This is a genomic window from Streptomyces sp. TAA040, assembly GCF_000424845.1.
In genome coordinates this window covers 283,422-308,236 of sequence record NZ_AUKR01000001.1, presented here as the reverse complement: position 1 = coordinate 308,236, position 24,815 = coordinate 283,422, and the positions used below count along the sequence as shown (strand labels likewise).

General features: G+C 71.8%; 17 protein-coding genes, 1 tRNA gene and 2 pseudogenes. 7 read left to right on the top strand and 13 right to left on the bottom strand.

Features of this window, described 5'->3' with window-relative positions; translation table 11 throughout:
• The first annotated feature begins 315 nt into the window (after positions 1–315).
• Positions 316–2,013: pseudogene (locus H300_RS24445) on the top strand (beta-glucosidase).
• 84 nt (positions 2,014–2,097) lie between these two features.
• Here the strand turns inward: H300_RS24445 and H300_RS24440 are convergent.
• Positions 2,098–3,612, bottom strand: coding sequence for a lytic transglycosylase domain-containing protein (locus H300_RS24440; protein ID WP_486583439.1), 1,515 nt, complete (start codon positions 3,610–3,612; stop codon positions 2,098–2,100).
• A gap of 183 nt (positions 3,613–3,795) precedes the next feature.
• Positions 3,796–6,504, bottom strand: coding sequence for a DNA polymerase I (gene polA, locus H300_RS0101375; protein ID WP_028425968.1), 2,709 nt, complete (start codon positions 6,502–6,504; stop codon positions 3,796–3,798).
• A 107-nt stretch (positions 6,505–6,611) separates the two neighbouring features.
• On the opposite strand from polA, the pseudogene H300_RS24435 reads away from it, so the two are divergent.
• Both H300_RS24435 and H300_RS0101360 read left to right on the top strand, forming a co-directional pair.
• A pseudogene (locus H300_RS24435) lies at positions 6,612–7,653 on the top strand (molybdopterin-dependent oxidoreductase); the annotation flags it as partial.
• 270 nt (positions 7,654–7,923) lie between these two features.
• Positions 7,924–8,412, top strand: coding sequence for a PaaI family thioesterase (locus tag H300_RS0101360; RefSeq protein ID WP_028425965.1), 489 nt, complete (start codon positions 7,924–7,926; stop codon positions 8,410–8,412).
• Positions 8,413–8,510: 98 nt separating this feature from the next.
• Here H300_RS0101360 and H300_RS0101355 read toward each other — a convergent pair whose 3' ends face one another.
• The 6 genes from H300_RS0101355 to H300_RS0101330 all read right to left on the bottom strand — a co-directional run bounded on the left by H300_RS0101355 (position 8,511) and on the right by H300_RS0101330 (position 14,880).
• Positions 8,511–9,278: an ABC transporter ATP-binding protein gene (locus H300_RS0101355; protein ID WP_028425964.1), complete on the bottom strand. Its 768-nt coding sequence runs from the start codon at positions 9,276–9,278 to the stop codon at positions 8,511–8,513.
• On the bottom strand, positions 9,275–10,201 hold the full coding sequence (locus H300_RS24430; RefSeq protein WP_037978798.1) for an ABC transporter ATP-binding protein: 927 nt from the start codon (positions 10,199–10,201) through the stop codon (positions 9,275–9,277). Before H300_RS24430 ends, H300_RS0101355 begins: the two co-directional genes overlap by 4 nt.
• Complete coding sequence (locus H300_RS0101345; RefSeq protein ID WP_028425963.1) at positions 10,198–11,556, bottom strand: branched-chain amino acid ABC transporter permease; 1,359 nt, start codon at positions 11,554–11,556, stop codon at positions 10,198–10,200. Before H300_RS0101345 ends, H300_RS24430 begins: the two co-directional genes overlap by 4 nt.
• The gene (locus tag H300_RS0101340) at positions 11,553–12,476 is read right to left on the bottom strand and encodes a branched-chain amino acid ABC transporter permease (RefSeq protein WP_028425962.1); all 924 of its coding nucleotides are present in this window, start codon (positions 12,474–12,476) and stop codon (positions 11,553–11,555) included. The genes H300_RS0101345 and H300_RS0101340 overlap by 4 nt, the downstream gene beginning before the upstream one ends.
• 164 nt (positions 12,477–12,640) lie before the next feature.
• Positions 12,641–13,795 carry a branched-chain amino acid ABC transporter substrate-binding protein gene (locus tag H300_RS0101335; RefSeq protein WP_028425961.1) on the bottom strand — a complete coding sequence of 385 codons (1,155 nt, stop codon included), beginning with the start codon at positions 13,793–13,795 and terminating at the stop codon, positions 12,641–12,643.
• 425 nt (positions 13,796–14,220) lie between these two features.
• Entirely contained in the window at positions 14,221–14,880 is a 660-nt protein-coding gene (locus H300_RS0101330; protein WP_028425960.1) for a response regulator, read from the bottom strand.
• 92 nt (positions 14,881–14,972) lie between these two features.
• On the opposite strand from H300_RS0101330, the gene H300_RS0101320 reads away from it, so the two are divergent.
• Both H300_RS0101320 and H300_RS24425 read left to right on the top strand, forming a co-directional pair.
• Positions 14,973–15,056: transfer RNA gene (locus H300_RS0101320), tRNA-Leu, on the top strand.
• Positions 15,057–15,627: 571 nt separating this feature from the next.
• Complete coding sequence (locus tag H300_RS24425) at positions 15,628–15,915, top strand: hypothetical protein (protein ID WP_078515624.1); 288 nt, start codon at positions 15,628–15,630, stop codon at positions 15,913–15,915.
• A 52-nt stretch (positions 15,916–15,967) separates the two neighbouring features.
• Here H300_RS24425 and pyk read toward each other — a convergent pair whose 3' ends face one another.
• From pyk to H300_RS0101290, 5 genes are all read right to left on the bottom strand, one after another.
• Positions 15,968–17,446, bottom strand: coding sequence for a pyruvate kinase (gene pyk, locus H300_RS24420; RefSeq protein WP_051269275.1), 1,479 nt, complete (start codon positions 17,444–17,446; stop codon positions 15,968–15,970).
• Between the two features lie 202 nt (positions 17,447–17,648).
• Positions 17,649–18,380 carry an SIMPL domain-containing protein gene (locus H300_RS0101305; RefSeq protein ID WP_028425958.1) on the bottom strand — a complete coding sequence of 244 codons (732 nt, stop codon included), beginning with the start codon at positions 18,378–18,380 and terminating at the stop codon, positions 17,649–17,651.
• A 101-nt stretch (positions 18,381–18,481) separates the two neighbouring features.
• On the bottom strand, positions 18,482–19,930 hold the full coding sequence (locus H300_RS0101300; protein WP_028425957.1) for a SidA/IucD/PvdA family monooxygenase: 1,449 nt from the start codon (positions 19,928–19,930) through the stop codon (positions 18,482–18,484).
• A 241-nt stretch (positions 19,931–20,171) separates the two neighbouring features.
• Positions 20,172–22,691, bottom strand: a complete 2,520-nt coding sequence (gene pepN / locus H300_RS0101295; protein ID WP_028425956.1) for an aminopeptidase N — start codon at positions 22,689–22,691, stop codon at positions 20,172–20,174.
• A gap of 127 nt (positions 22,692–22,818) precedes the next feature.
• On the bottom strand, positions 22,819–23,145 hold the full coding sequence (locus H300_RS0101290) for a chorismate mutase (protein ID WP_028425955.1): 327 nt from the start codon (positions 23,143–23,145) through the stop codon (positions 22,819–22,821).
• A 239-nt stretch (positions 23,146–23,384) separates the two neighbouring features.
• On the opposite strand from H300_RS0101290, the gene H300_RS0101285 reads away from it, so the two are divergent.
• Together H300_RS0101285 and H300_RS0101280 are read left to right on the top strand one after the other, a co-directional pair.
• On the top strand, positions 23,385–23,765 hold the full coding sequence (locus H300_RS0101285) for a VOC family protein (RefSeq protein WP_028425954.1): 381 nt from the start codon (positions 23,385–23,387) through the stop codon (positions 23,763–23,765).
• Positions 23,766–23,893: 128 nt separating this feature from the next.
• Positions 23,894–24,799, top strand: a complete 906-nt coding sequence (locus H300_RS0101280) for a hypothetical protein (RefSeq protein ID WP_028425953.1) — start codon at positions 23,894–23,896, stop codon at positions 24,797–24,799.
• The last annotated feature ends 16 nt before the right edge of the window (positions 24,800–24,815 follow it).

Sequence of the window (24,815 nt, the reverse complement as noted above, 5' to 3'; positions counted from 1 at the left end):
CGACAGGAGGACGGGCGCCGCCTCCGCCGGACCGAAGGCAACCGCGCACAACATCGTGACGCCGCCCATGGGGCCCTTACGCTGCTCGATACTTCGGACCCAAGACCGAAATATTTCGACGGAGGCGCTGCCATGACCGCGGGTTCGTTCAGCGACAGGACCTACCGCAGGCGCGAGGTGCTGACAACAGGCGTCTCCGCCCTGGCAGCCGTCGCGGTCTCCGGCTGCGGGTCGGGGGCCTCCCCCGGCCGTGCTGAAGGCCGCGGAGACCGTCAAGACCCTCATCGCCGAAGGCGCCTTCGGCGAGAACTTCCAGTGCTCGGCCGGATGCCCCTGGAGGAGGAGAAGACAGCCCAGCTCTACGGGATCTGGGTCGGCGCGGACACCGGGGCGAGGGAGCGCCCCGCACCAGCACGAGATGACCGAAGCGGCGGACTTCGAGGCGCTGCTCCCGCGCGGCCTCGGCCAACTGACCCACGCCTTCGGTACTGCGCCGGTGGACCCGGCGCCGGGAGCCCTCGGCCTCGCCCGGGCCCGGCAGCGCATCGTCTCGGCCGGACGGTTCGGCATCCCTGCGGTGGCGCACGAGGCGTGCCTGGCCGGTTTCGCGGCGTACGGCGCCACCGCCTACCCGATGCCACTGGTCTGGGGCGCCACGTTCGATGCGGGCCCGATGGCGGCGATGGTCCGCCGGATCGGGCACGACCTGGCCTCGGTGGGAGTGCATCAGGGCCTGGCACCGGTGCTCGACGTGGTGCGCGACCCGCGCTGGGGCCGGGTGGAGGAGACCATCGGCGAGGACCCGTGCCTGGTGGGCAGTATCGGAGCCGGCTACGTCCGCGGGCTGGACGAGGCCGGGATTGTCGCCGCCCCCAAGCACTTCGCGGGGTACGCCGGGTCCACCGGTGGCCGCAACCTCGCGCCGGTGCGTGCCGGGCTGCGCGAGATGGCCGGCGTCGTGCTGCCGCCCGTCGAGACCGCCCTGCGCGAGGGCGGCGCCTGCTCGGTGATGCACTCCTACGCGGAGGTGGACGGGGTGCCCGCCGCCGCCGACGCACTGCTGCTCACCGGACTGCTGCGGGACGCCTGGGGCTTTCACCGGCACCGTCGTCGCCGACTCCTTCGGCATCGGCTTCCTGGAGACGCTGCACCGGGTGGCGGACGGTCCGGGCGACGCGGCACGCCTGTCGCTGACGGCCGGGTGGACACCGAACTGCCCACCGGGCACTGCTACGGCGACGCGCTCGTCGCCGCCGTGCGGGCCGGACGGGTCGAGGAGGAGGTCGATCGCGCGGCACGCCGGGTGCTCCGGCAGAAGTGCGAACTGGGACTGCGCGATCCCGGCTGGTCCGCCCTGCCGGCCGCGCTCGCCGACCGCCCGGCCACGGTGGCGGGCGGCACGGCCGGCGCGCAGTCCGGACCCGCGGTCGCCGGCGTCCTCTCCGGCCGGGTGAACCCCGCCGGGAGGCTGCCGGTCAGCGTCCCGCACGGGCCCGGCGGGCAGCCGTGGACCTGCCTCCGCCGTCGCCGGGGCTGGCGGGCGAGGCGAGCAGCCTCGACCCCACGCCGCTGCACCCCTTCAGTCACGGCCTGCCCTACACCTCGTTCGCCTGGACGGACGGCGGGATCGCGGACCGCGAGGTGCCGACCGACGGCGCGACCGACCTGTGGGTGACGGTCCGGAACACCGGGGAGGTCGCGGGCACCGAGACCGTGCAGCTCTACCTGCACGACCCGGTCGCGACGACGACCCGGCCCCACGTGCGGCTCGTGGGGCACGCCCGGGTCCCGCTCGCCCCCGGCCAGTCGCGGCGGGTCTGCTTCCGGTTCCACACCGACCTGCCCTCCTTCACCGAACGGCCCGGCGAGCGGAGCGTCGAACCCGGTGTGCTGGAACTGCGACTGGCCGCCTCCAGCAGGGACGTGCGGCACACCGAGGAAGTGCGGCCGACCGGTCCCGTCCGGACGGCGGGCCTGGACCGGACACTGCGGTGCGGGACGGTCCTGGAGTGACCCGGCGCCGGTGGGCCCCGGCGAGGCGGCCGACCGCCTCGCCCTGCGGGCTCCGCCGCGACCGGCCGCCGCCGCTTGCGACTGTCAGCCGAACCAGCGGCCGAGGGCGGTGGCCAGCGCCCTGATCGGTGACGGGGAGGAGGACGGGGCGTCCGTCTCCCCGGGGCCGCCGGACGGGGTGCTGTCGGCGCCGTCCTCGTCGCCGGCGCCGTCGGAGGGCTCACCACACGGCTCGTCCGTGCCGCCCGACTCCGAGGGCTCCGGGCTGCCCTGCTCGTCCTTCTCGGACTCCGCTTCCGGGCCGCCGCCGTCCTCGGCACCTCCGTCGGCGCTGCTGCCGGGCTCAGGGTCGGGCGAGGCCGAACCGCTCTCCGAACCGGAGGGCGACGGAGAGGCGGTGTCCGTCGGGCACTCCGTCGGCTCGCCGCTCGGGTCCGGGTCCTCCGTCGGCTCGCCGCTCGGGCCGGAGCTCTCGGTGGGATCGTCGCTCGGGCCGGGGCCCTCGGTGGGCGTCCCCGAGGAGGAGCCGGTCGGCTCCTCCGAACCGCCGGGCTCGTCGTCCGGGTCGCCCGGCGTGGAGCTGTCCCCGGGGTCCGCGGGCAGCGACGGGGTCCGGGTGACGCTGGCCGAGGGGGAGGCCGATCCGGTCGGCTCCTCCGAGACCCCGTCGCCGTCCGAGCCGCCGTGCTCCTTGCCGCCGCTGCTGCTGCCCTTGCCGCCTACGGTCCGGTCGCCGCCGGGAGACCCCGGACTCGCGGACTGCCCCCCGGTCGAGGGGGCACCGGTCGACGGCCGGGCCGGGTTCGCCGGGTTGCCCGCACCGGGCGAGTCCGGGAGCGAACCAGTGCCGTCCGGCACCTCGTGGATGCCCTTGCGGTAGAACTCCAGCCAGGTCAGCACGGTGTCGAGGTACTCGCGGGACTGGTTGTAGCTCAGCACTGCGGCTTCCAGGCCGGCCGGCGTCGACAGGTCGCGCTCGTTCGCGCAGAGGTAGCGGGCCGCGCCGAGCGCCGCGTCGTGGATGTTGTTCGGGTCGTCGACGCCGTCGCCGTTGCCGTCCGCCGCCCACGCCGCCCAGGTGCCGGGTATGAACTGCATCGGCCCGACCGCGCGGTCGAAGTTCGCGTCGCCGTCGAACCGGCCACCGTCGGTGTCCTCGATGAGGGCGAAGCCGTTGCCGTCCAGCACCGGTCCGCGGATGAAGGCGAGAGTGTTGCCGTCACTGTCGAGGGCGCCGCCGCGGGCCTGGCCGGACTCGACCTTCCCGATCGCCGCCAGCAGGTGCCAGGGCAGGTTGCAGCCCGGCTGCTCCTGCTTCAGGGTGCGTTCGGCACGCTTGTACGCGGCCAGCACCGTCGCGGGTATGCCCGACTCGGCACGGTCCGCCGCGTCCTCGTCGGTGCCGCCGGTTGCCTCGGATCCGTCCGCGCCGTCCAGCGACGGAAGGTCGGTGTGGTAGGGGGAGTTGCCGTCCGCCGGATGGTCGGCACCGGCCGTCGGATCGTGCCCGTCCGCACCGGGCCGGTTCAGGTCCATCCCCGGAGCCTGCGAGGCGGTGAGTGCCACCATCGCCGCGGCGGCCACCGCCGCGCTGGTCATACCCCGACGCACGCTGCCCGTGCCAGCCGTCATCGGCCGTCCCCTCATCGCCACGCCCACCTGTACCGTCCGTTCCCCCGGCAGATGCAACCGAGGTGACTTTACGACAAGGACTGGCTTCAGGTCACGTGCCGGGCCCGGGTCGTCGGGAACGCTCCCGACGACCCGGGCCCGCTGGCCGGTTCAGTGCGCCGCGGACTCCCAGTCAGCACCGGAACCGACCGACACGTCGAGCGGGGCCCGCAGTTGGACCGCACCGGCCATCTCCCGACGCACCAGTTCCTCCACCGCGTCCCGCTCCCCCGGTGCGATCTCCAGCACGATCTCGTCGTGCACCTGGAGCAGCAGGCGCGAGGCGAGCCGCTGCGCGGTGAGCGCCTCGTCGACCCGGAGCATGGCGATCTTCACGATGTCGGCGGCCGTGCCCTGGATCGGGGCGTTGAGCGCCATCCGCTCCGCCATCTCGCGTCGCTGCCGGTTGTCGCTGGTGAGGTCCGGGAGGTAGCGGCGGCGGCCGAGCATCGTCTGGGTCCAGCCGACCGCGCGGGCCTCCTCCACCGCGCGCTGGAGGTACTCCCGCACACCGCCGAACCGCTCGAAGAAGGTGTCCATCAGCTTGCGGGCCTCGTCCGGGGCGATACTGAGCTGCTGCGACAGCCCGAAGGCGGACAACCCGTACGCGAGGCCGTAGGACATGGCCTTGATCTTGCGCCGCATCTCCGGGTCGACCTCGTCCTTGCCGACCGAGAAGACCTGTGAGGCGACCGTGGTGTGCAGGTCCTCACCGGAGGTGAACGCCTCGATCAGGCCGGCGTCCTCGGAGAGGTGGGCCATCACCCGCAGCTCGATCTGGCTGTAGTCGGCCGTGAGCAGCGACTCGTACCCCGCGCCGACCACGAACCCGCGGCGGATCGCCCGACCCTCGTCGGTGCGCACCGGGACGTTCTGCAGGTTGGGTTCCGTGGACGAGAGCCTGCCCGTGGCCGCGACCGTCTGGCTGAAGGTGGTGTGGATGCGGCCGTCCGCACCGATCGTCTTGATCAGGCCCTCGACGGTCGTCCGCAGCTTCGCCTGCTCGCGGTACCGCAGCATCAGCACCGGGAGGTCGTGCTCGGTCTGCCCCGCCAGCCAGGCCAGGGCGTCGGCGTCGGTGGTGTAGCCCGTCTTCGTCTTCTTCGTCCGGGGCAGCCCCAACTCCCCGAAGAGGACCTCCTGGAGCTGCTTGGGCGACCCGAGGTTGAACTCGTGCCCCACCGAGGCGTGTGCCTCCCGCACCACCTGCTGCACCGCGTCGGCGAACTGCTGCTCCAGGCCCGTCAGCCACTCCCGGTCGGCGGCGATACCCGCCCGCTCCATCCGGGCAAGCAGCGCCGAGGTGGGTAGCTCCATGTCGTGCAGCAACTCCGTCGACCCGACCTCGGCCAGCCGGCCGGCGCAGGCCTCCGACAGATCGAGCACCGTACGCGCCTGCCCCATCAGGGCGTCCGCCTGCGCGGCCTCGTCCCCGCCGAGGGTCAACTGGCCACTGGCCGTCGCCGGGGTGGGCAGCTCACGGCCGAGGAACTCCACGCTCAGCGCGTCCAGCGCGAAGCTCCGCCGACCCGGCTGCACCAGGTAGGCGGCCAGGGCGGTGTCCATCGTGACGCCCGCGAGCGTCCAGCCGTGCTCGGCGAACACCCGCAGCACCGCGCGGGCGTTGTGCACCGCCTTGGGAGCCTGCGGATTAGCGCACCAGGCGGCGAAGGCCTGCTCGTCGGCGGCATCAAGCTCCACCGGATCGAACCGCACCGCCGGGCCCGAGGCGGCCGCCAGCGCGACCTCGCGCACCTGCCCGGCACCGAGCCGCCAGTCGTCGACCCCGACCAGGCCGAGCGGCTCACCGCCGTGCTCGGCCAGCCAGGGAGCCAGCTCGCCGGCGCCCGCGGACGTGCCGTCCACCTCGACACCGGTCTCGGGCTCCACCGTCTCCTCCGCCGCCCCCGGGTCCGCGGCGAACAGCCGCTCCCGGAAGTTCGCGTGCCGGAACTCCAGCGCGTCCAGCACCACGCGCACCGCCTCCCGGTCGTACGGGCTCCGGCCCAGCTCCTGCGGCCCGCACTCCAGCTCGACGTCCCGGACCATCTCCGTCAGCCGGCGGTTCAGCCGCACCGACTCCAGGTGCTCGCGGAGGTTCTGGCCCACCTTGCCCTTGACCTCGCCGGCCCGGTCGAGGAGATCGGCCAGCGAGCCGAACTGGTTGATCCACTTCGTGGCCGTCTTCTCGCCCACGCCGGGGATGCCCGGCAGGTTGTCCGAGGGATCACCGCGCAGCGCGGCGAAGTCCGGGTACTGGCTCGGCGACAGACCGTACTTCTCCTGCACCTTCTCCGGGGTGAAACGCGTCAGCTCCGAGACACCCTTCGTCGGGTAGAGGACCGTCACCCGCTCCGAGACCAACTGGAAGGAGTCCCGGTCGCCGGTCACGATCGACACGTCGAAACCGGCCGCCTCGGCACCGGTGGCGAGGGTGGCGATGACGTCGTCCGCCTCGAAGCCGTCCACCGCGAAGCGCTTGACCCGCATGGCGTCCAGCAGCTCGCCGATCAGCTCCACCTGGCCCTTGAACTCGTCCGGGCTCTTGCTGCGGTTCGCCTTGTACTCCGCGAACTCCTCCGACCGCCAGGTCTTGCGCGAGACGTCGAACGCCACCGCGAAATGCGTGGGCGCCTCGTCGCGCAGCGTGTTGGCCAGCATCGAGGTGAAGCCGTAGACCGCGTTCGTCGGCTGCCCCGTGGTGGTGGAGAAGTTCTCCACGGGCAGGGCGAAGAACGCCCGGTAGGCCAGGGAGTGCCCGTCCATCAGCAGGAGTCGCGGGCGGTTCGGTGCTGTCTCTTGCGATGCTGTCTTTGCCACGTGCCGATCCTCCCACGTGCCGCCGACAACCGTGCCGCAGCGCACCCCGGACGCGGTCGGCCGGGACACCCCGGGTCCCGGCACGCCGTCGGTGGTGTATCGGAGGCATGACGCGCACCCCGCCGAGCGGCGACCCGCCCCAGGACGACCCCCGCACCCGGCCGCCGCAACGCGCGGCGGCCGGGCTGCCGGCCGTCGCCCATTCCCTGCGCACCGCCCGGCGGCAGATGGGGGCTGCCCGCACCGCCCGCACCCTGCTGCGGGTCAACCAGAAGGACGGCTTCGACTGCCCCGGGTGCGCCTGACCCGACCCCGAGCACCGGCACACCGCCGAGTTCTGCGAGAACGGGGCCAAGGCCGTCGCCGAGGAGGCCGCCCGCGACCGTGTGGACCCGGCCTTCTTCGCCGAGTGCTCCGTCGCCGACCTCGCCGAGCGCTCCGGCTACTGGCTCGGCCGGCAGGGCCGCCTCACCCACCCCATGCACCTTCCCGAGGGGGCCACCCACTACGAGCCGATCGGCTGGGACCGCGCCTTCGACATCATCGCCGAGGAACTGCACGCCCTGGACTCACCCGACGAGGCGGCCTTCCTCTACCAGCTCTTCGCCCGCGAGTTCGGCACCAACAACCTGCCGGACTGCAGCAACATGTGCCACGAGTCCTCCGGCTCCGCCCTGACCGAGACCATCGGCGTCGGCAAGGGCAGCGTGCTCCTGGACGACCTCCATCGAGCCGATCTGATCATCGTCGCCGGTCAGAATCCCGGCACCAACCACCCCCGGATGCTCGCCGCCCTTGAGAAGGCCAAGCAGGGCGGCGCCCGCATCCTCACCGTCAGCCCGCTGCCGGAGGCCGGCACCGAGCGCTTCCGGAACCCGCAGACCCTCCGCGGGCTCGCCGGCGGCGGCACCCCGCTCACCGACCTCTTCCTCCAGATCCGCATCGGCGGGGACCAGTCCCTGTTCCGCCTGCTGGGCCGGCTCGTCCTGGATACCCCCGGCGCGGTGGACGAGGACTTCGTCCGCGCGTACACCCACGGTTACGAGGACTTCGCCGCCACCGCCCGCCGCACCCCCCTGGGACGAGGCCCTGCGGGCCACCGGCCTGAGCCGGCCCGACGTCGAGAAGGCACTGGAGATGATCCTCGCCGACCTCACCAGCGAGACCGCCGACGGCACCGAGCGCACCGCCCCCGGCTTCCGGGTCGTCCACTACCCCACCGCCCGCGGCTGCGCCGCGGCCTACTACCCCGAGACCAACGTCCTGGTACCGCTGGACGCCACCGCCGACACCAGCAACACCCCCGCCGGCAAGTCACTCGTGGTCCGGCTCACCCGCGCCTGAGCGACCGCTCAGCGGGATGATAGGACAGAGCCCCACGAGAACGACCCCGCGTCGAGCCGATCGGAGCAGCACACCATGGGCGAGTACACCGGCCCGAAGATCCCCCAGGAGATCATCGACGAATGGTCCGGCACCGGCCTGGACCTCCTCTCCTTCTTCTCCGCCGGCGACCTCGGGCAGCGGATGGGACTGGAGATCACCAGCGCCGCACCCGACCGGGTCGTCGGCACCCTCCCCGTCGAGGGCAACACCCAGCCCTACGGGCTGCTGCACGGCGGCGCCTCGGCCGTACTCGCCGAGACCCTCGGCTCGGTGGCGGCCATGCTGCACGGCGGCCCGCACCGGATCGCCGTCGGCGTGGACCTCAACTGCACCCACCACCGCGGCCTGCGCACCGGAGTCGTCACCGGCACCGCCACCCCCGTCCACCGCGGACGCACCACCGCCACCTACGAGATCGCCGTCACCGACGAGCAGGACCGCCGCGTCTGCTCCGCCCGGCTGACCTGCCTCCTCCGCGACGCCGACCCGGCCGCCGCCGGCTCCCGACCCGCACCCGCCTGAGCCGGCGCACCGCTCCGGCCGGACGCTCCGCCCCACCCGCCGGAACCGCGCGGCACGGAGACCGGCGGGCCCGCAGGACCCGGGCCCGCCGGCACCCGCTACGCGGCGCCCTCCCCCAGGTACGCCGCCCGCACCCGCGGGTCGGCCAGCAGCGCCGACGCGTCGTCCGTCATCGCCACCGCGCCGGTCTCCAGCACGTACCCCCGGTCCGCCAACTGCAGCGCCTGCGAGGCGTTCTGCTCCACCAGCAGCACCGTCGTGCCCTGCTCGTTGATCTCCCGCAGGATCTCGAAGATCTGCTGCACGATCAGCGGCGCCAATCCCATCGACGGCTCGTCCAGCAGCAGCAGCTCGGGCTTCCCCATCAGCGCCCGGCCGATGGCCAGCATCTGCTGCTCACCGCCGGAGAGTGTGCCGCCCAACTGGCTCCGCCGCTCGCCGAGCCGGGGGAACAGCGTGAACACCCGGTCCATGTCCACCGGATCGGGCGCCTTGAACCGGTAGGCCCCCATCTCCAGGTTCTCCCGCACCGTCATCCGGGCGAACACCCTGCGGCCCTCCGGCACGTGGCCGATACCGAAGTGCACCAGATCATGCGACCGGATGCCGTCGATCCGCTCACCGTGCAGCAGCACCCGGCCGCTGCGCGGCGCGATCATCCCCGACGCGGTGCGCAACGTCGTCGACTTGCCGGCGCCGTTGGCCCCCAGCAGCGCGACCACCTCACCGGCGTGCACCGTCAGGTCGATGCCCTTGAGCGCCTCGATCGCGCCGTAGAACACCCGCAGCTCGCTCAGCTCCAGCACCGGCGTACCCGTCGGCGCGGCGCCCCCCGGCTCCCTCGTCAGCTCTGTCGCCCCACTCATCGGGTCTCCTCCCCTGCGGCGCCACCGGTCGCCGGCGGCTGCTCCGGACGGTCCGCACCGTCCGCTTCGGAGGCGGCCGACTCCTCCTCGGACGCCACGCCCAGATAGGCCTCCACCACCGCCGGGTCCCGCTGCACCTGCGCCGGGGACCCCTCCGCGATCTTCTTCCCGAAGTTGAGCACCATCACCCGGTCCGCCACCGACATCACCAGGCGCATGTCGTGCTCGATCAGCAGCACACTGATGCCCAGATCCCGGTTGATCCGCCGGATCAGCTCCTCCAGCTCCAGCTTCTCGGTCGGATTGGTGCCCGCCGCCGGCTCGTCGAGCAGCAGCACCTGCGGATCCGTCGCCAGCGCCCGGGCGATCTCCAACCGCCGCTGGTCGCCGTAGCTCAACGACCCCGCCAGTTCGTTGATCCGGTCCACCAGGCCCACGAACGACAGCACCTCGTGCGCCTTGCGGTCACCGGCGCGCTCCGCCCGCCGGGCGTTCGGCAACCCCAGCATGATCGACACCGGTCCGGCCCGCAGCCGGGTCTCGGCACCGATCTTGACGTTCTCCAGCGCCGTCAGCGCTCCGAACAACCGGATGTTCTGGAACGTCCGCGCCAGCCCCAGACGGCTCACCAGATGCGGTTTGCGGCCCCGCAACTCGTGGGTGCGGCCGTCGCTCGGCCGGTAGGTGATCCGGCCCTCCTGCGGCAGATACGCCCCGGTCAGCGAGTTGAACAGCGAGGTCTTGCCGGCTCCGTTCGGACCGATCACCGCGAGGATCTCCCCCCGCAGCATCCGCAACTCCACGTCGTTCAGGCTGGTCACACCACCGAACCGCAGCGTGACCCCCTCGGTGTGCAGCACCGGATCGTCCTCGGACGCCGACCGGCCCGCAGCCCGGTCGTCCTTGCTCACCTGGGTCGTCATGACACCTTGCCTCCTGCCGGACCGGTCGCGTCGGCCCCGGCCGTTCCGTGCTCGGCCATCCTGAGCTCGCGCTGCCGCCGCCGGGACGGGATCACGCCCTGCGGCCGGTAGATCATCATCAGCACCAGCAACCCGCCGAGATACATGTAGCGATCCCTCGGGTCGACCCAGTCCCGCAGGGCCTCCGGCAGCCACACCAGGAACGCCGCCCCGAAGAGCACCCCGGGAATCGACCCCATGCCGCCGAAGATCACGTAGGCGAGCACCAGGATCGACAGCAGCAGGACGAAGTTCTCCGAGTTGATGTACCCCGTCTTGCTCGCGTAGGCCACCCCGGCCACACCCGAGGTCGACGCGCCGATCGCGAAGGCCATCAGCTTGTACCTGACGGTGTTGACCCCGGTGGCCGCGGCAGCCACCTCGTCCTCACGGATCGCCGTCCAGGCCCGGCCCACCTTCGAGTGCTCCAGCCGCAGGAACAGGAAGACCACGACCGTCAGGAAGAGCAGCAGCAGCCAGTAGTACGGCATCGGATCGAGCTTCCACTCGTAGCTCCAGAAACCGAGGTCGAGGCTGAACCGCTCGACCTTCACCCCACTCGTGCCGCCCGTGTAGCCGTCCATGTTCTTCGCCGCCAGGTACACGATCTCGTGGAACCCGAGCGTGACGATCGCCAGGTAGTCCCCGCGCAACCGCAGCGTCGGAGCACCCAGCAGCACCCCGGCCACCAGGCAGGTGAGTACCGCCAGCGGGATCACCGCGAAGTTGTTCAGCACGATCGGCGGGGCCACCGGCAGCGCACCCGTCCAGAAGGCCGCACTGTAGGCACCGATCGCGAAGAAGGCGATGAACCCGAGGTCCAGCATGCCCGCCCAGCCGATGACCACGTTCAACCCGACGGCCAGCAGCAGGAAGATGGCGATCTGGTCCACCATCACCGTCTGCCAGTACCGCTCGAACGCCAGCGGCAGGAACGCCGCCAGCACCAGCGCGGCCAGCAGCCCACCCCAGCGCACCCGGCGGTCCGCCCCCCACAGCGCGCGGACGGCACCGGCCGGCCCGCCCACGGTCTCCCTGGAGGCCCGCCACGCCCTGGCCAACTGCGGCCGGAAGAACTCCCGCAGCGCCCACACCGCCACCGCGGCCAGCACCCAGATCGGGAGCGCCGGTCCGGTGAAGTTCTCCTTCAGCGCGAAGAACAGGTCCCGATGGGTGCCCTGCGCTCCGGTCACCAGTGCCATCATCAGCCCCAGGGCCACCATGGCACCCAGTCGGCGCCACCGCGGCTCCTGGTACCAGCGTGCCGCCCGCAACCTGCGGGCCGCCCGGGCGCTCGCCACCGTGTCCGTACTCATGCCGTCCTCCCCACACGCTCGCCGAGAAGTCCGGTCGGCCGGAACATCAGCACCAGCACCAGCACCGCGAAGCCCGCGACGTAGCGCCACTCGTCACCCCAGACGAACACCGTCATGGTCTCGACGATCCCCAGCACCATGCCGCCGAGCATCGCCCCCCTGACGTTGCCGATCCCGCCCAGCACCGCTGCCGCGAACGCGGTGATGCCCGGCAGGAAGCCCATGGTGTACAGCACCTTGTTGTTCACGCCGAAGAGGAATCCGGCCGCACCGCCCAGCAGGCCGCCGATCACGAACGTCCGCGACACCACCTTGTCGATGTCCACACCCATCAGCGAGGCCACCTCCGGATCCTGGGCCACCGCCCGGATGCCCGACCCCAGCTTCGTGCGGTTCACGATGTAGTCGAGGCCGACCATCATCAGCACCGCGGAGAACACGATGAGCAGTTGGGTGACGTTGAGCGTCGCACCGAAGAGCGTGAGGACCCGGTCGTTGTCGTACATCTTCGGCATCGAGATCGAGTTGCGCCCGAACAGCTTCCCCGCCAGGTTGTAGAGGAAGAACGAGGCGCCGATCGCGGTGATCAGGAAGACCAGCCGCGGCGCCTTGTGCCGTCTCAGTGGGCGATAGGCCACCTTCTCCAGGCCGTAGGCGACCGCACCGCCGAAAGCGGCACCCGCCAGCATGCCCACCACCACGTACAGGGCCGACTGCAGCCCGGAGGGCTCGGCGACCGGAGCCCACGCGGTGAGCATGATGACCCCGCCGAAGCCGCCGAACATGAAAACCTCGCTGTGCGCGAAGTTCAACAACTGGAGCACGCCGTACACCAGCGTGTACCCGATGGCGATGACGGCGTAGAGACAGCCGAGCACCACCCCTAGGACCAGATAGTCCCAGAATTCGTTGAGGGACATCGAACTGACTTCCTTGTGGGAGCAAGCCGTCGCACCGCGCGTTCGGCGCGGGACGGCGACGGCGGAGGAACGGGGCGGGCGCGGACACCTCGTCCGCCCGGGGACACGCCGGTCGGCGCGGCGGAGCCGCGCCGACCGGATCAGGAGGGGCCGGACTCAACCGGTCACTGGCCCGCCAGTTCGTCGATGTTGCCCACGTACGCGATCGCGCCGTCCTCGACCTCGTACATGTAGATGGTCTGGTTGGTGAACTCGCCCTTGTCGTCGAACGAGAACTCCTTGGTCAGACCCTGGTACTCGACCCCCTTCAGCGCCTCCAGCAGCGTCTCGGTGCTGACGTCGTCCTTCAGTCCGGCGATCTGGTCGATGATCATCTTGGCGACGTCGTAGGACTCCGCGGAGTACGTACCGGGCTTGCGGTTGTACTCCTTCTCGTAGTCCGCGGCGAACTTCTTCGTCGCCTCCTCCTGCGTCGGGTCGGTGCAGGGGCAGGTCAGCTTCCAGTTGTTCGCCGCCTCGCCGGCCAGCTTGATGAACTGGGCGTCGTTGGTGCCGTCACCTGACATGGCCACACCGTCGAAGCCGGCCTCGTCCAGCTTCTTGGCGAACGGGCCCGCGTCCTCGTAGTAACCCGCGTAGATCATGCCGTCGGCGTCGGTGTCCGCCACCTTCTTGGCCGCGGCGCTGTAGTCCGGGGTCTTCTGCGGAGTGCTCTGCCGGATCGCCTCGATGCCCGCCTCGGTGAGCGCCTTCTCGGCGACGTCGGCCAGGCCCACCCCGTAGTCGGTCTTGTCGTCGACCACGACGACCGACTCGACGTCGGTGTTGTCCTTGAAGTACTTCGCCATACCGGCACCCTGCGCCGAGTCGTTGGGAACCGCCCGCAGGAAGGAGTCGTAGCCCTTCGTCGTCAGGTCGGGCCGGGTGGCGGAGGAGGACACCGCCGGGATGCCGGCGTCGGCGTAGTACTCGGCCGCCGTGTCGGCCGGTCCGGAGAAGGCCGGACCGATGACGGCCACCACCTCGGCGTCGATGGCCTTCTGCGCCGCGGAGGTCGCCTTGTCCGGCTGACCCTGGTCGTCGGCGGGGAAGTACTCGATCTCGAAGTCGAACTCACCGGAGGCGTTCGCCTCGTCGATGGCCAGCTTGATCCCGTTCTCCATGTTCTCGCCCAGCTGGACGTTCTCACCGGAGAGCGGGCCCTGGAAGGCAATCTTGTACGCGTCGCCCCCGCCGCCGCTGTCACCACCGCAACCGGTGAGCGCCAGAGCACCCACCGCCAGCGGGGCGGCCAGCTTCACGATGGTCTTGTTGAGCACTGTGGAACCCCCTGAATCCGGCCCGGAACGTGACGGACTGCCGCCCTGCCCCGGCGTCGCAGGCCGCACGTACGTACGGCTGGGCCGGAATCTATTGCCCAAATCACAGCACAGACAGAGAACCGACTCAGATGTGATCGCCCTGTGACCTGCGCCATGCGCCGGAAACAGGACGGTCCTTACCGCTCATCGAACGAAAGGGAAGATCCTTTACTCGGCGCCCCAAAACACCTCTCGCCCGGAACATCCCGGTAAAGGCACAGAAGAGCCGCCGGGGAGCGGCTCCGCAGCGCCCGGCGGCACCTCGTGCAGCGCACCCCGAGGGCGCGGGGCGCGCCGCCGGACCCGGGCGGACGCCTCCCCGGGGAGGGCGGTCGGGAACGGCAACCGAGGGGACCGGAGCCCGGCGACCACCCGGAGGGGACTTACTTCTGCGTCTTCTCCGCCGCGTCCTGGATGACCGCCTCGGCGACCTGCTGCATGCTGAGCCGACGATCCATCGAAGTCTTCTGGATCCAGCGGAACGCCGCCGGCTCGGTGAGGCCGTACTGGGTCTGGAGCACGGACTTCGCCCGGTCGACCAGCTTCCGGGTGTCCAGCCGCTGGGCGAGGTCGGAGACCTCCTTCTCCAGCGCCTTCATCTCGGTGAAGCGGGAGACCGCCATCTCGATGGCGGGCACCACGTCGCTCTTGCTGAACGGCTTCACCAGATAGGCCATCGCCCCGGCATCCCTGGCCCGCTCGACGAGCTCGCGCTGAGAGAAGGCCGTCAGCATCAACACCGGGGCGATGCTCTCGGCGGCGATTCGCTCCGCGGCCGAGATGCCGTCCAGCACGGGCATCTTGACGTCGAGGATGACCAGGTCGGGGCGGTGCTCACGGGCGAGGTCGATCGCAGCCTGGCCGTCACCGGCCTCCCCGACCACCGTGTAGCCCTCCTCCTCCAGCATCTCCTTGAGGTCGAGCCGGATCAGTGCCTCGTCCTCGGCGATCACCACACGTGTCGTCACCGGTGGAACGTGGGCGTCGCCGCCTCCGGCGGTGTCGGCCGGCGGGTCGGACTCGGGGACGTCAGCGGTGCTCACTGGACTCCTCGCTTTCGGGCAGGTGGGGCAGCACGAGCCTATCGAGTGCCACACCGGCCCGGTCACCGGGTACACTTCGGAACAGCAGACCGGCCGGGTTGGCGGAACTGGCATACGCTGATGGCTCAAAACCATTTGCCCGAGAGGGCATGCGGGTTCGAATCCCGCACCCGGTACTCGAAATACCCCTGCTTCACGAGTTCGAGTGAAGCAGGTACCCAGTAGTCACCACAGCGAAGACGCTCGAAGCACCATGGGTCGATGCACACTCCTGGTGAACGCCATGCGGCCGCAACCACGAATCCCGCTGGATCAGCTTCTCACATCCTCCCCTCTCAGCCCAGGAAGTCCACTCGCGTATCGCAGAGGACGACCAAGGGGCCGCCAGACCTCTGGGAGGGACGCCAGGGGGAGCATTGCGACCATTCCGGCGTCTGGCCGCTGAACGAATCGGCCTACGCCTACCTGCTCGGTCTCTACCTGGGTGACGGTCGCATCGGACATCACCGCGGCCATCGAGTACCGAACCTCATGATCGCGTGTTCGGACGCCTGGCCGGGCCTCATGGACGAGTGCGAAAGCGCCGTGCAATCGGTACTCCCCAGCAACTCCGTGCGCCGAGTGCGCAAGCAGGGGTGCCACAACGTAAGAATCTACGCCCACCATCTCCTCTGCTTGTTCCCCCAGCACGGGCCGCGGAATAAGCACGAACGCCCCATTTCTCCGGCGAACTGGCAGAAGCGTGTCGTGGAACGCCACCCCTGGGAACTGATCCGAGGGCTCATCCACTCGGACGGCTGCCGCGTGACGAACTGGGCCACCCGCGTCGTCGGCGGAGTACGCAAGCGGCATGAGTATCCCAGGTACCTTTCCACGAACAAGTCCGAGGACATCCTCGGCGTCTACTCGAGCGCCCTCGATCTCGTGCCTGTCGAGTGGCGCGTCACCAGGCGGGGCCAGCAGCCCTGCAACGTCTCCGTGGCGCGGCACGGGTCGGTGGCCCTGCTGGACCGGTACGTCGGGCCGAAGCGCTGACGCGCGGGCGCCCGGGTGGCCCCGGGCGGCAGGCCCGGGCGCCGGGGCGGCGTCAGTCGGAGACGGGGAGCGGGTGCCCGGCCTCGTGCGAGTGGTGCGGCTGCGGTGCGTCGTCCTCGCCGACGTGGTGCACCCGTACGAGGTTGGAGGTACCGGGCATGCCGGGGGGCGAGCCGGCGATGATGACGACCATGTCCCCGCGCTCGCAGCGGCCGATCTTGAGCAGGTGCTCGTCCACCTGGTCCACCATCTCGTCGGTGGTCTGCACCATCGGGCCGAGGAAGGTCTCGACGCCCCAGGTGAGGTTGAGCTGGGCCGCGGTGGCCGGGTCGGGCGTGAACGCGAGGACCGGCACAGGAGAGCGGTAGCGGGACAGCCGACGGGCCGTGTCCCCGCTCTGGGTGAAGGCGACGAGGTACTTCGCGCCGAGGAAGTCGCCCATCTCCGCTGCGGCCCTGGCAACGGCTCCGCCCTGGGTGCGGGGCTTGGTGCTGGGGGTGAGCGGGGGCAGGCCGTCGGCGAGCAGGTCCTCCTCGGCCGCGGCGACGATCCGGCCCATCGTGCGGACGGTCTCGGTCGGGTACTTGCCCACGCTGGTCTCGCCGGACAGCATCACCGCGTCGGTGCCGTCCATCACCGCGTTGGCGACGTCGGAGGCCTCCGCGCGGGTGGGCCGGGAGTTCTCGATCATCGAGTCGAGCATCTGGGTCGCGACGATGACGGGCTTGGCGTTCCGCTTGGCGAGTGTGACGGCGCGCTTCTGTACCAGCGGCACGGTCTCCAGGGGCATCTCCACCCCGAGGTCCCCTCGGGCCACCATCAGTCCGTCGAAGGCGTCCACGATGTCGCGCAGGTTCTCGACCGCCTGCGGCTTCTCCACCTTGGCGATCACCGGGCGGTGGACGCCTTCCTCCGCCATCACCCGGTGCACGTCGCGGATGTCGTTGCCGCTGCGGACGAAGGACAGGGCGATGACGTCCGCGCCGATGCGCAGCGCCCAGCGGAGGTCGTCGGTGTCCTTCCTCGACATGGCGGGGACCGAGACGGCGACGCCGGGGAGGTTGAGGCCCTTGTGGTCGGAGACCATGCCGCCCTCCACCACCCGGGTGCGGACGCGGGGGCCGTCGACGGCGACCACTTCGAGGGTGACGCGGCCGTCGTCGACGAGGACGCGCTCGCCGGGGCTGACGTCCCTGGCGAGGCCGGCGTGGGTGGTGCCGCAGCAGTCCTGGTCGCCCTCTGTCTCCTCGACGGTGATGGTGAACTCGTCACCGCTCTCAAGGAGTACCGGTCCGTCGCGGAAGCGGCCGAGTCTGATCTTCGGACCTTGAAGGTCGGCGAGGATGCCGACATTGCGGCCGGTTTCCTCGGAGGCCTCCCGGACCCGGCGGTACCGTTCCTCGTGCTCGGCGTGGCTGCCGTGGCTGAGGTTCAGGCGGGCGACGTCCATACCGGCTTCGACGAGCGCTTTGATCTGCTCGTACGAGTCGGTGGCCGGTCCCAGGGTGCAGACGATTTTGGCGCGACGCATGGTTCGAGCCTACGACCTACCAGTCGGTAGAGAACTGTCCGAATGCGACCGTGCGCGGTCGTCCGCGTGAAGGAATGCCGGCAAGACTTGAATATGGGCGGGAAGTTGCTCGCATGAGCGGAAGGTGGCACCGCCACGCATCGTGGTGGGGAGCGGTGCCCCGCCGCTGTCCGACCGCTTCAGCCGCCGGGCGGACGGCGGCTCACAGCTGTGGTGGCGTGATGGTAAAACGGGCGTTGACCTGCGCGTAGACGGTCTGGCGGCAAGGTTCGAGGGCGAGTGCGGGCGGTGTCTCGGGGGCTGTTCCGCCGCCGAAGCCGCGCATCACCGCCCCGCGCGGCAGGGGGGCCGGCGAATGTGCTGGGCCCTCGGCCCCGGGATCGGCGAGATCGATCAGTGCGATCAGCTCCGCGCCGAGCGCCGCGGCGTATTCACGAGCACGGGTGACTGCTTCCTGAACGGCCCGCTGACGCGCACACCGGTGCACGGGCGAGTCGGGACGCAGGTCCCACCAGGGACCGTCGACGCGGGTCAGTTCGGAGTCCGCGAGGCGGGCGCAGACCTCGCCCAGCGCGGTGAAGTCGTTGAGCACCGCGTCGACGTGGACGCGACCGTGGTAGGTGCGCACCCGTTCGCCGCGGCCGTGCTTCCCGAGTTCCGGCGCGAGGGTGAACGCACCGCTCCCGGTCTTCTCGACCGCGGCGCCGTACTCGGCGAGCAGGGCGAGCACCCGGCTGTTGCGGCGGGTGAGGTCGTCGAGAGCGGCACGCCGGTCGCTGCCCCGGGCGGTGACCGTGACGCCGATCCGGGCGATCTCAGGGTCGGCCTCCAACCGCGCCTCGCCGCGCACGGCCACGCGCGGTGCGGCGGCCGTCTCCGATCGCGCGGGCGGGTGCGGGGCGGAGGACGGCGGGGAGTCCGGTGCCGGGGTCATGGAGGCAGCTTCGCAGACGGCGGCGCCGCACGACGGGGCTCCGGCGGAGGTCCGTCGGCTCACCCGCTCCCTCGGGCCCCCGCATCCGCCGGTGTCCGGGGTCAGCTGGCCGTGAGGGGGCGCAGGTCCACGGAGGCCGCCGGGCGGTCCGGGGCGGGTTGCCGCAGTCCGAAGGTGGTGAAGGCGGTGCGTTCGGGCAGGGGGTAGGGGTTACGGCCGGTGAGGGCGTTGAGGATCTCCGCGCTGCGGTGGGCGGCCACTCCGTGACCGGGGCCGGCAGCGCGGGTGTGTTGCGGAGCGTCGTGCAGGTGGATGCTGCCGGTGACGGCGGGGTCGAGGGCGACGCGGTGGCGGTCGTCGACGCGTGGGCTGTGGGCGGCGTCGCGCCGCAGCCAGGGGTCGAGTGCGGCGAGGAGGCGGTCGAGGGGGCGCTGGCGGTAACCGGTGGCCAGGACGACCGCGTCCGTGGTGAGGCGGGTGCGCTCCTCCTGTTCGGTGTGTTCGAGGTGGAGTTCGATGCGCGTGGTGCCCAGCAGGCCGGCGGCGCGGACGAGGACGGCGGGGGTCAGCACGGCACGGGGCCGGCCGCCGCCGAGCGTGCGCCGGTGGAGTTCGCGGTGGATGGCGGTGAGGGTGTCGTGGTCGACGCCCTTGTGCAGCTGCCGGTGCCGGGGCAGCAGCCGCTCGCGGGTCTGCTCGGAGAGTTCGCGGAAGTAGCGCTGGTATTCGGGCGTGAGGTGCTCGCGACCAAGGGTGCCGCGTTCCGCGGGGGTGAAGGCAGGGCTGCGGGTGAGCCAGTGCAGGTTCTCGGCCCCCGCGGGGCGGTGCCGGAGCAGGTCGAGGAAAACCTCGGCGCCGGACTGTCCGGAGCCGACAACGGTGATGTGGCGGACGGTGAGCAGGTGTTCGCGGTGCTCGGCGAAGTCGGCGGCGTGGACGACGGGTACGGCCGGTGTCTCGACGAGGGGGCGGAGCGCCTCCGGGACGTGCGGGGCGGCGCCGGTGCCGAGGGTGAGGTGGCGGGCGCAGGCGCGGCCGAGGGCGTCGGCTTCGCCGTCCTGGTCGAGGCGGGTGTAGTCGAGTTCGAACAGGGCACGGTCCTGGTTCCAGCGGACGGCGTCGATCTGGTGGCCGTAGTGGAGTCCGGTGGCCGGCTCGAGGCTGTCGGGTGCGGAGGCCGCGGTGAGTTCGGTGCTGACCCAGCGGCAGTAGTCCTCGTACTCGCTGCGGGAGGTGTGCAGTTGTTCGGCGAGGCGGAAGGGGACGAGCCGTTCATGGACGCGGAGGTAGTTGAGGTAGCTGTAGCGGCTCGTGGGGTCGGCGAGGGTGACGAGGTCGTCGAGGAAGGGGACGTGACGGGTGCCGTCCTCGGCGGCGGGCGCGGCTCGGGGTGCGGGGGCGGGGCGCTGGTCGAACGCGGCGGTGCGCAGTCCGGAGAGTGGCTGGGCGAGCGCGGCGAGGGACAGGTTGTACGGGCCGATGCCGATGCAGGCGAGGTCGAGGGGTGCGAGGTGCGGGGAGGGTCCGGTTCCCGGGTCGGGAGCGTTCATGGCGGCGGGTCCTTCGGGCGTGGGTGCGGGACGCCCCGAAGGTAAGCGGCCGGGGCGCTCGCGCTGTCACGGTGGCGGGTTGTTCGCCCGAAGGGGTGAAGGGTGTGGCGGCGCGCCGGTTTGCGGCGCGGGCTCGGCCGTGGGATACAGCTCTCCGCCCCTGGCCGGCGGCCACCGGCCAGGGGCGGGGGATGCGGACCGGCCCGCCGGCGCCGCGGGCACGGGCGGGCCGGTCCGCAGGTCAGGCGCCGCGTACGGCCAGGGCCCGGCGGAGGTCGTCGAGTTGGTCGACGAGTGGCCGGTGGAGAGCGGGCAGCGCGCGCAGGCCGGGGAGGTGTTCCTCGCCGCGGTGCAGTAGTTCCCTGGTGACGAGGGGGCGGGGGAACCCGTAGTGGACGGCGAACCGGGCGAGGGAGTCGCCGCGGCGGCGGGCGAGGTCGCCTGCTGCGGTGAAGTACCGCTCGGCGTAGGGGGTGACCAGGCCGAGGTGCTCGGGGTGCCAGAAGCCCTGGGCGGTCGCGGTGAACAGGTGGTTGGAGAGGGTGTCGCCGGCACCGAACATGGCCTCCCAGGCCGCGGCCTTGGCCCGTGCGTCGGGGAGCGCTGCGTGGCAGCGGGCGGCGCCCTCGCGGCCGGTGGCGCTGGTGTCGGCGGCGGCTTCGGCCCGGATATCGTCGGCGCCGGCGGCGCCGAGGACGACGAGGCGGTGCAGAAGTTGCCAGCGCAGTTCCGGGTCGAGGGCAGGGCCGCCGGGTACGGTGCCGGTCTCGCGCCAGGCCGTGAGCGGCGCCGGATCGGTGGCGGCGGCGATGGCGCCGCGGGCGGCGGTGAGCCGCAGGCCGGGGTCGTCGGTGGTGTCGAGGAGTGTCCGGCAGACGGTGTGCAGGGTGCCAAGTGCCGCTGTGCGCCGATCCTCGGGCAGGTAGCGGTCGGCGAGGTCGTTGCGGGCGAAGCCGAGCACTCCTTGGACGATGGCGCTGTCGGTCTCGTGCGGGAGGTGGGTGCGGAGGGTGTCGAGGTAGGTGGTGGGCGGGAGTTCGGCGTCGCGCACCATGTCCCGGGCGGCGTTCCAGACCACAGCGCGACTGAGGGCGTCGGGGAGGCCGCCGAGCGCCTGCTGGGCGGTGGCGAGTGACGCGGGGTCGAGCCGGATCTTGGCGTAGCCGAGGTCGTCGTCGTTGAGGAGGAGCAGGTCGGGGCGGGGCCCGGGGAAGGCGTGGGTGGTACGGCCGGTGTCCGGGGGGACATCGAGGTCGGTCCGGTTGCGGAGGGCGAGGCGTTGCGGGTCGGCGGGGGTGCGGTCGTAGGCGCCGAGGGTGAGGCGGTGGGGTCGACTGCCGCGGTGATCGAGGTGGAGTTGCCAGCCGGGGTCGCCGGTGGCGGGGCGGGCGGGTGGCACCGGGTGCTCGATCTCGGCGGCGAGGGTGTCGATACCGGTGGTGCGCAGCCAGTGCCGGGCCCAGGCGTGGACGTCACGGTCGGTGGCGCCGGCGAGCGAGTCGAGGAAGTCGTCGAGGGTGGCGTTGCCGAAGCGGTGGCGGGCGAAGTGGGTGTTGATGCCGGCGAGGAAGTCCTCGGTGCCGAGCCAGTGGACGAGCTGGCGCAGGGCCGAGGCGCCCTTGGCGTAGGAGATGCCGTCGAAGTTGAGGCGGGCCGCGGCGGTGTCGGGGACGGCGTCGGGGGCGGGGGCGACGGGGTGGGTGGAGGGGCGCTGGTCCGCGTCGTACCCCCAGCTCTTGCGGTTGACGGCGAAGTCGGTCCAGGTGTCGGTCCAGTGGGTGGCTTCGGCCAGCACCTGGTAGCCCATGTACTCGGCGAAGGACTCGTTGAGCCAGATGTCGTCCCACCAGCGCAGGGTGACGAGGTCCCCGAACCACATGTGGGCCATCTCGTGGGCGATGACCATGCCGCGGCTCTGCCGCTGGGTGTCGGTGACGGCGGAGCGGAACACGTACTCGTCGCGAAAGGTGACGAGGCCGGGGTTCTCCATGGCGCCGGCGTTGAACTCGGGGACGAAGGCCTGGTCGTAGGAGTCGTACGGGTAGGGCTCGGCGAAGAGTTCGTGGTACCGGTCGAAGCAGCGCCGGGTGGTGTCGAGGATCTCGGCGGCGTGGCGGTCGAGGTGCTCGGCGAGCGACCGCCGTGCGTGGAGGGCGAAGGGCAGGCCGGCGTGTTCAGTGCGCACCGAGTGGTAGGGGCCGGCGACGACGGCCATCAGGTAGGTGCTCATCGGTGGTGTGGGGGCGCATTCCCAGCGTCCGGGGCGGCCGTCAACGGGGTGGGCGGCGCCGTTGCCGAGGACGGTCCAGTCCCGGGGTGCGGTGACGGAGACGGTGAACGCGGCCTTGAGGTCGGGCTGGTCGAAGCAGGCGAAGACGAGCGGGGCGTCGGACTGGCAGCACTGGGTGTACAGGTAGTCGCGTCCGTCGGCGGGGTCGGTGAAGCGGTGCATGCCCTCGCCGGTGTGCGAGTAGGCCATGTCGGCTTCGACGAGGAGTTCGTGGGTGCCTTCGGTGAGGGCGGTGAGCGGGAGGCGGCCGTCGGTGAAGTCGTCGAGCGGCCGTCCGTCGAGAAGGGCGCGGTGGAGGGTGGCGGGGCGGATCTCGAGGAAGGTGTCGCCGGGGTGGCGTGCGGTGAACCGGATCAGGGTGGTGCATCCGTAGCAGTCCTCGCCGCGGGTGAGGTCGAGGTCGATCGTGTAGCTGTGGACGTCGAGGAGGTGTGCTCGGGTCTGCGCTTCGTCGCGCGTGAGTACGGACATGGGGACATGCTGCCGCAGCCCGCCGGACGTGCGCAGCGAGGTGCGGCGGGGCGCGGGTGCGGGCGACGGCGGGCACGGATGGGGGCCAGGCGGGCGTGGGGGCCGGGTGGAGGCGGGTGGGGCCGGGTCAGTCGCGAGCCATGGTCTCGTGGTGGCGGATGACCTCGGCGATGACGAAGTTGAGCAGTTTCTCGGCGAACGCGGGGTCGAGGCGGGCGTTCTCGGCGAGTTGCCGCAGCCGGGTGATCTGCCGGGCCTCGCGCGCGGGGTCGGCGGGCGGCAGCCGGTGGTCGGCCTTGAGCCGGCCCACCTGCTGGGTGCACTTGAAGCGTTCGGCGAGCATGTGCACCACGGCGGCGTCGATGTTGTCGATGCTCTCCCGCAGGCGGGTCAGTTCGGCCTGGACGGCCGGATCGGTCCCGGTGCCAGGCTGCTCGTCCGCGGAGGCGGGCAGGTGGGCCCGGGCGGGGCCGGGGGCGGGCTCGGCGGCGTCGCCGACAGGTGCACCGGTGTCGCTGTTGGTCATGGTCGTCGACCCTAGACGGGTCGGGGCGGCGGTGTGCGCGGGTGTCCACGCTGCGGATACTGCCGCTTCGTGCGGCGCGGGCGGGACGGCGCGGAAGCGGCCCGCCCGGGGACGGCGCGACCCGGCGCCCCCGGGGGCCTGCGGAGAAGCCCCCTAGGCTCGTGCACATGATCGCAACCCTGCAGAGCACTGTCGTCGACTGTCCCGATCCGGCCGCGCTGGCCGCGTTCTACGCCGGAATCCTGGGGTGGGAGGTGGACGGACGGGAGGCGGACTGGGTGACGCTGAACGGCCCCGGAGGCAGGCAGCTCGCGTTCCAGCAGGCGGTGGACCACGTACCGCCGGACTGGCCGGATCTTTCTCGTCCGCAGCAGATGCACCTGGACTTCGACGTGCCGGAGCATGCCGACGCGGACCGGGCGCGCCGGGAGGTGGAGGCGCTGGGGGCCCGCTTCCTGCATGACAGCGGGGGCGCTCATCGGGGGTTCCTGGTGTTCGCCGACCCGGCCGGGCATCCGTTCTGCCTGTGCTACGGCCAACGGGGCTGACGCACCGCCCGAGCACTGCCGCACACGGCCGACAGCACCGCCGGTGGCGCGCGGCAGCCCGGCCGCTCGCGGGCGGCGTCCTACAGTGGGCCGAGGAGACGGAGCCGGACGACGACGGGGGGGAGCGCGTGGGGAGCGGGCGGAACGTCGAGCGCGGTTACCCGCATCTCGCCGACGTGCGCGCGTCGGTCACGGCGCTGTACCGCAGGCTGTCCCCGGACGGGCTCCGCCCCTTCGCCGTCGGCCTGCCTCCGGTGGAGGTGGCCTTCCTCGACGACGAGGAGTTGTACGCCGGTGCGCAGCGGGTGGCCGGGGCGGTGGTGCGGCATCTGCGGTTGCCGCAGGCGCGGGTAATCGTCGGGTTCCGGGACATGGAGCAGGCGGCGCTGGTGGAGCCGGCGGCGGGGCCGGAGTACTTCGTCGAGTTGAACAGCCGGTTCAAGGGCCACCGCAGGGACATCGGGGCGGCACTCGCCCACGAGGTGACGCACGTCCAGTTGCACCGGTGGGATCTGCGGTTCGGGGACGAGGGCGCGAACGAGATCCTGACCGACACGGCGGCGGCCTATCTGGGCAGCGGCTGGCTGCTGCTGGACGCGTTCCGGCAGGACCCGCTGACCTCGCAGAAGCTGGGTTATCTCACGCCGGAGGAGTTCGGTTACGTGCTGGCCAAGCGGGCGGAGGTGTTCGGCGAGGATCCCGAGGCATGGTTCACCAGCCCGCAGGCCCGGGAGGCGTACCGCGCGGGGCGGGCGCTGGCGCGGAGGGACGGGAGACAGCCGCCGCTGCTGTCCGCGGGGCGCTTGGACCGGGCCCGATACGTACGCGACCGGGAGCTGGCGAGGGTGCGCGGAGCAGGGGCCGCGGCTGCGCCGGGCGGTGGGTCCTACGCGTTCGAGGGGCCGGTGGGCTCCCGGCCGTCCCGGGTGTCGTTCGCTTGCCCGGTCTGCTTCCAGCGGCTCGCGCTGCCGGTGCGCGGCCGGGTGCGGGCCCGCTGCGGGCTGTGCCGGACGGTGCTGGAGTGCGACACGTGAGGGGTGCGCCGTCCTG

Bases quoted from the DNA above. Each gene is read 5' to 3' on its own strand.
- pyk (WP_051269275.1), bottom strand. From the start codon at position 17,446: ATGCGTCGCGCCAAAATCGTCTGCACCCTGGGACCGGCCACCGACTCG.
- H300_RS24430 (WP_037978798.1), bottom strand. From the start codon at position 10,201: ATGACGACCCAGGTGAGCAAGGACGACCGGGCTGCGGGCCGGTCGGCG.
- H300_RS0101300 (WP_028425957.1), bottom strand. From the start codon at position 19,930: ATGAACGCTCCCGACCCGGGAACCGGACCCTCCCCGCACCTCGCACCC.
- H300_RS0101305 (WP_028425958.1), bottom strand. From the start codon at position 18,380: ATGACCCCGGCACCGGACTCCCCGCCGTCCTCCGCCCCGCACCCGCCC.
- H300_RS0101360 (WP_028425965.1), top strand. From the start codon at position 7,924: ATGGGCGAGTACACCGGCCCGAAGATCCCCCAGGAGATCATCGACGAA.
- pepN (WP_028425956.1), bottom strand. From the start codon at position 22,691: ATGTCCGTACTCACGCGCGACGAAGCGCAGACCCGAGCACACCTCCTC.
- H300_RS0101285 (WP_028425954.1), top strand. From the start codon at position 23,385: ATGATCGCAACCCTGCAGAGCACTGTCGTCGACTGTCCCGATCCGGCC.
- H300_RS0101340 (WP_028425962.1), bottom strand. From the start codon at position 12,476: ATGTCCCTCAACGAATTCTGGGACTATCTGGTCCTAGGGGTGGTGCTC.
- H300_RS0101345 (WP_028425963.1), bottom strand. From the start codon at position 11,556: ATGAGTACGGACACGGTGGCGAGCGCCCGGGCGGCCCGCAGGTTGCGG.
- H300_RS0101355 (WP_028425964.1), bottom strand. From the start codon at position 9,278: ATGAGTGGGGCGACAGAGCTGACGAGGGAGCCGGGGGGCGCCGCGCCG.
- H300_RS24440 (WP_486583439.1), bottom strand. From the start codon at position 3,612: ATGACCAGCGCGGCGGTGGCCGCCGCGGCGATGGTGGCACTCACCGCC.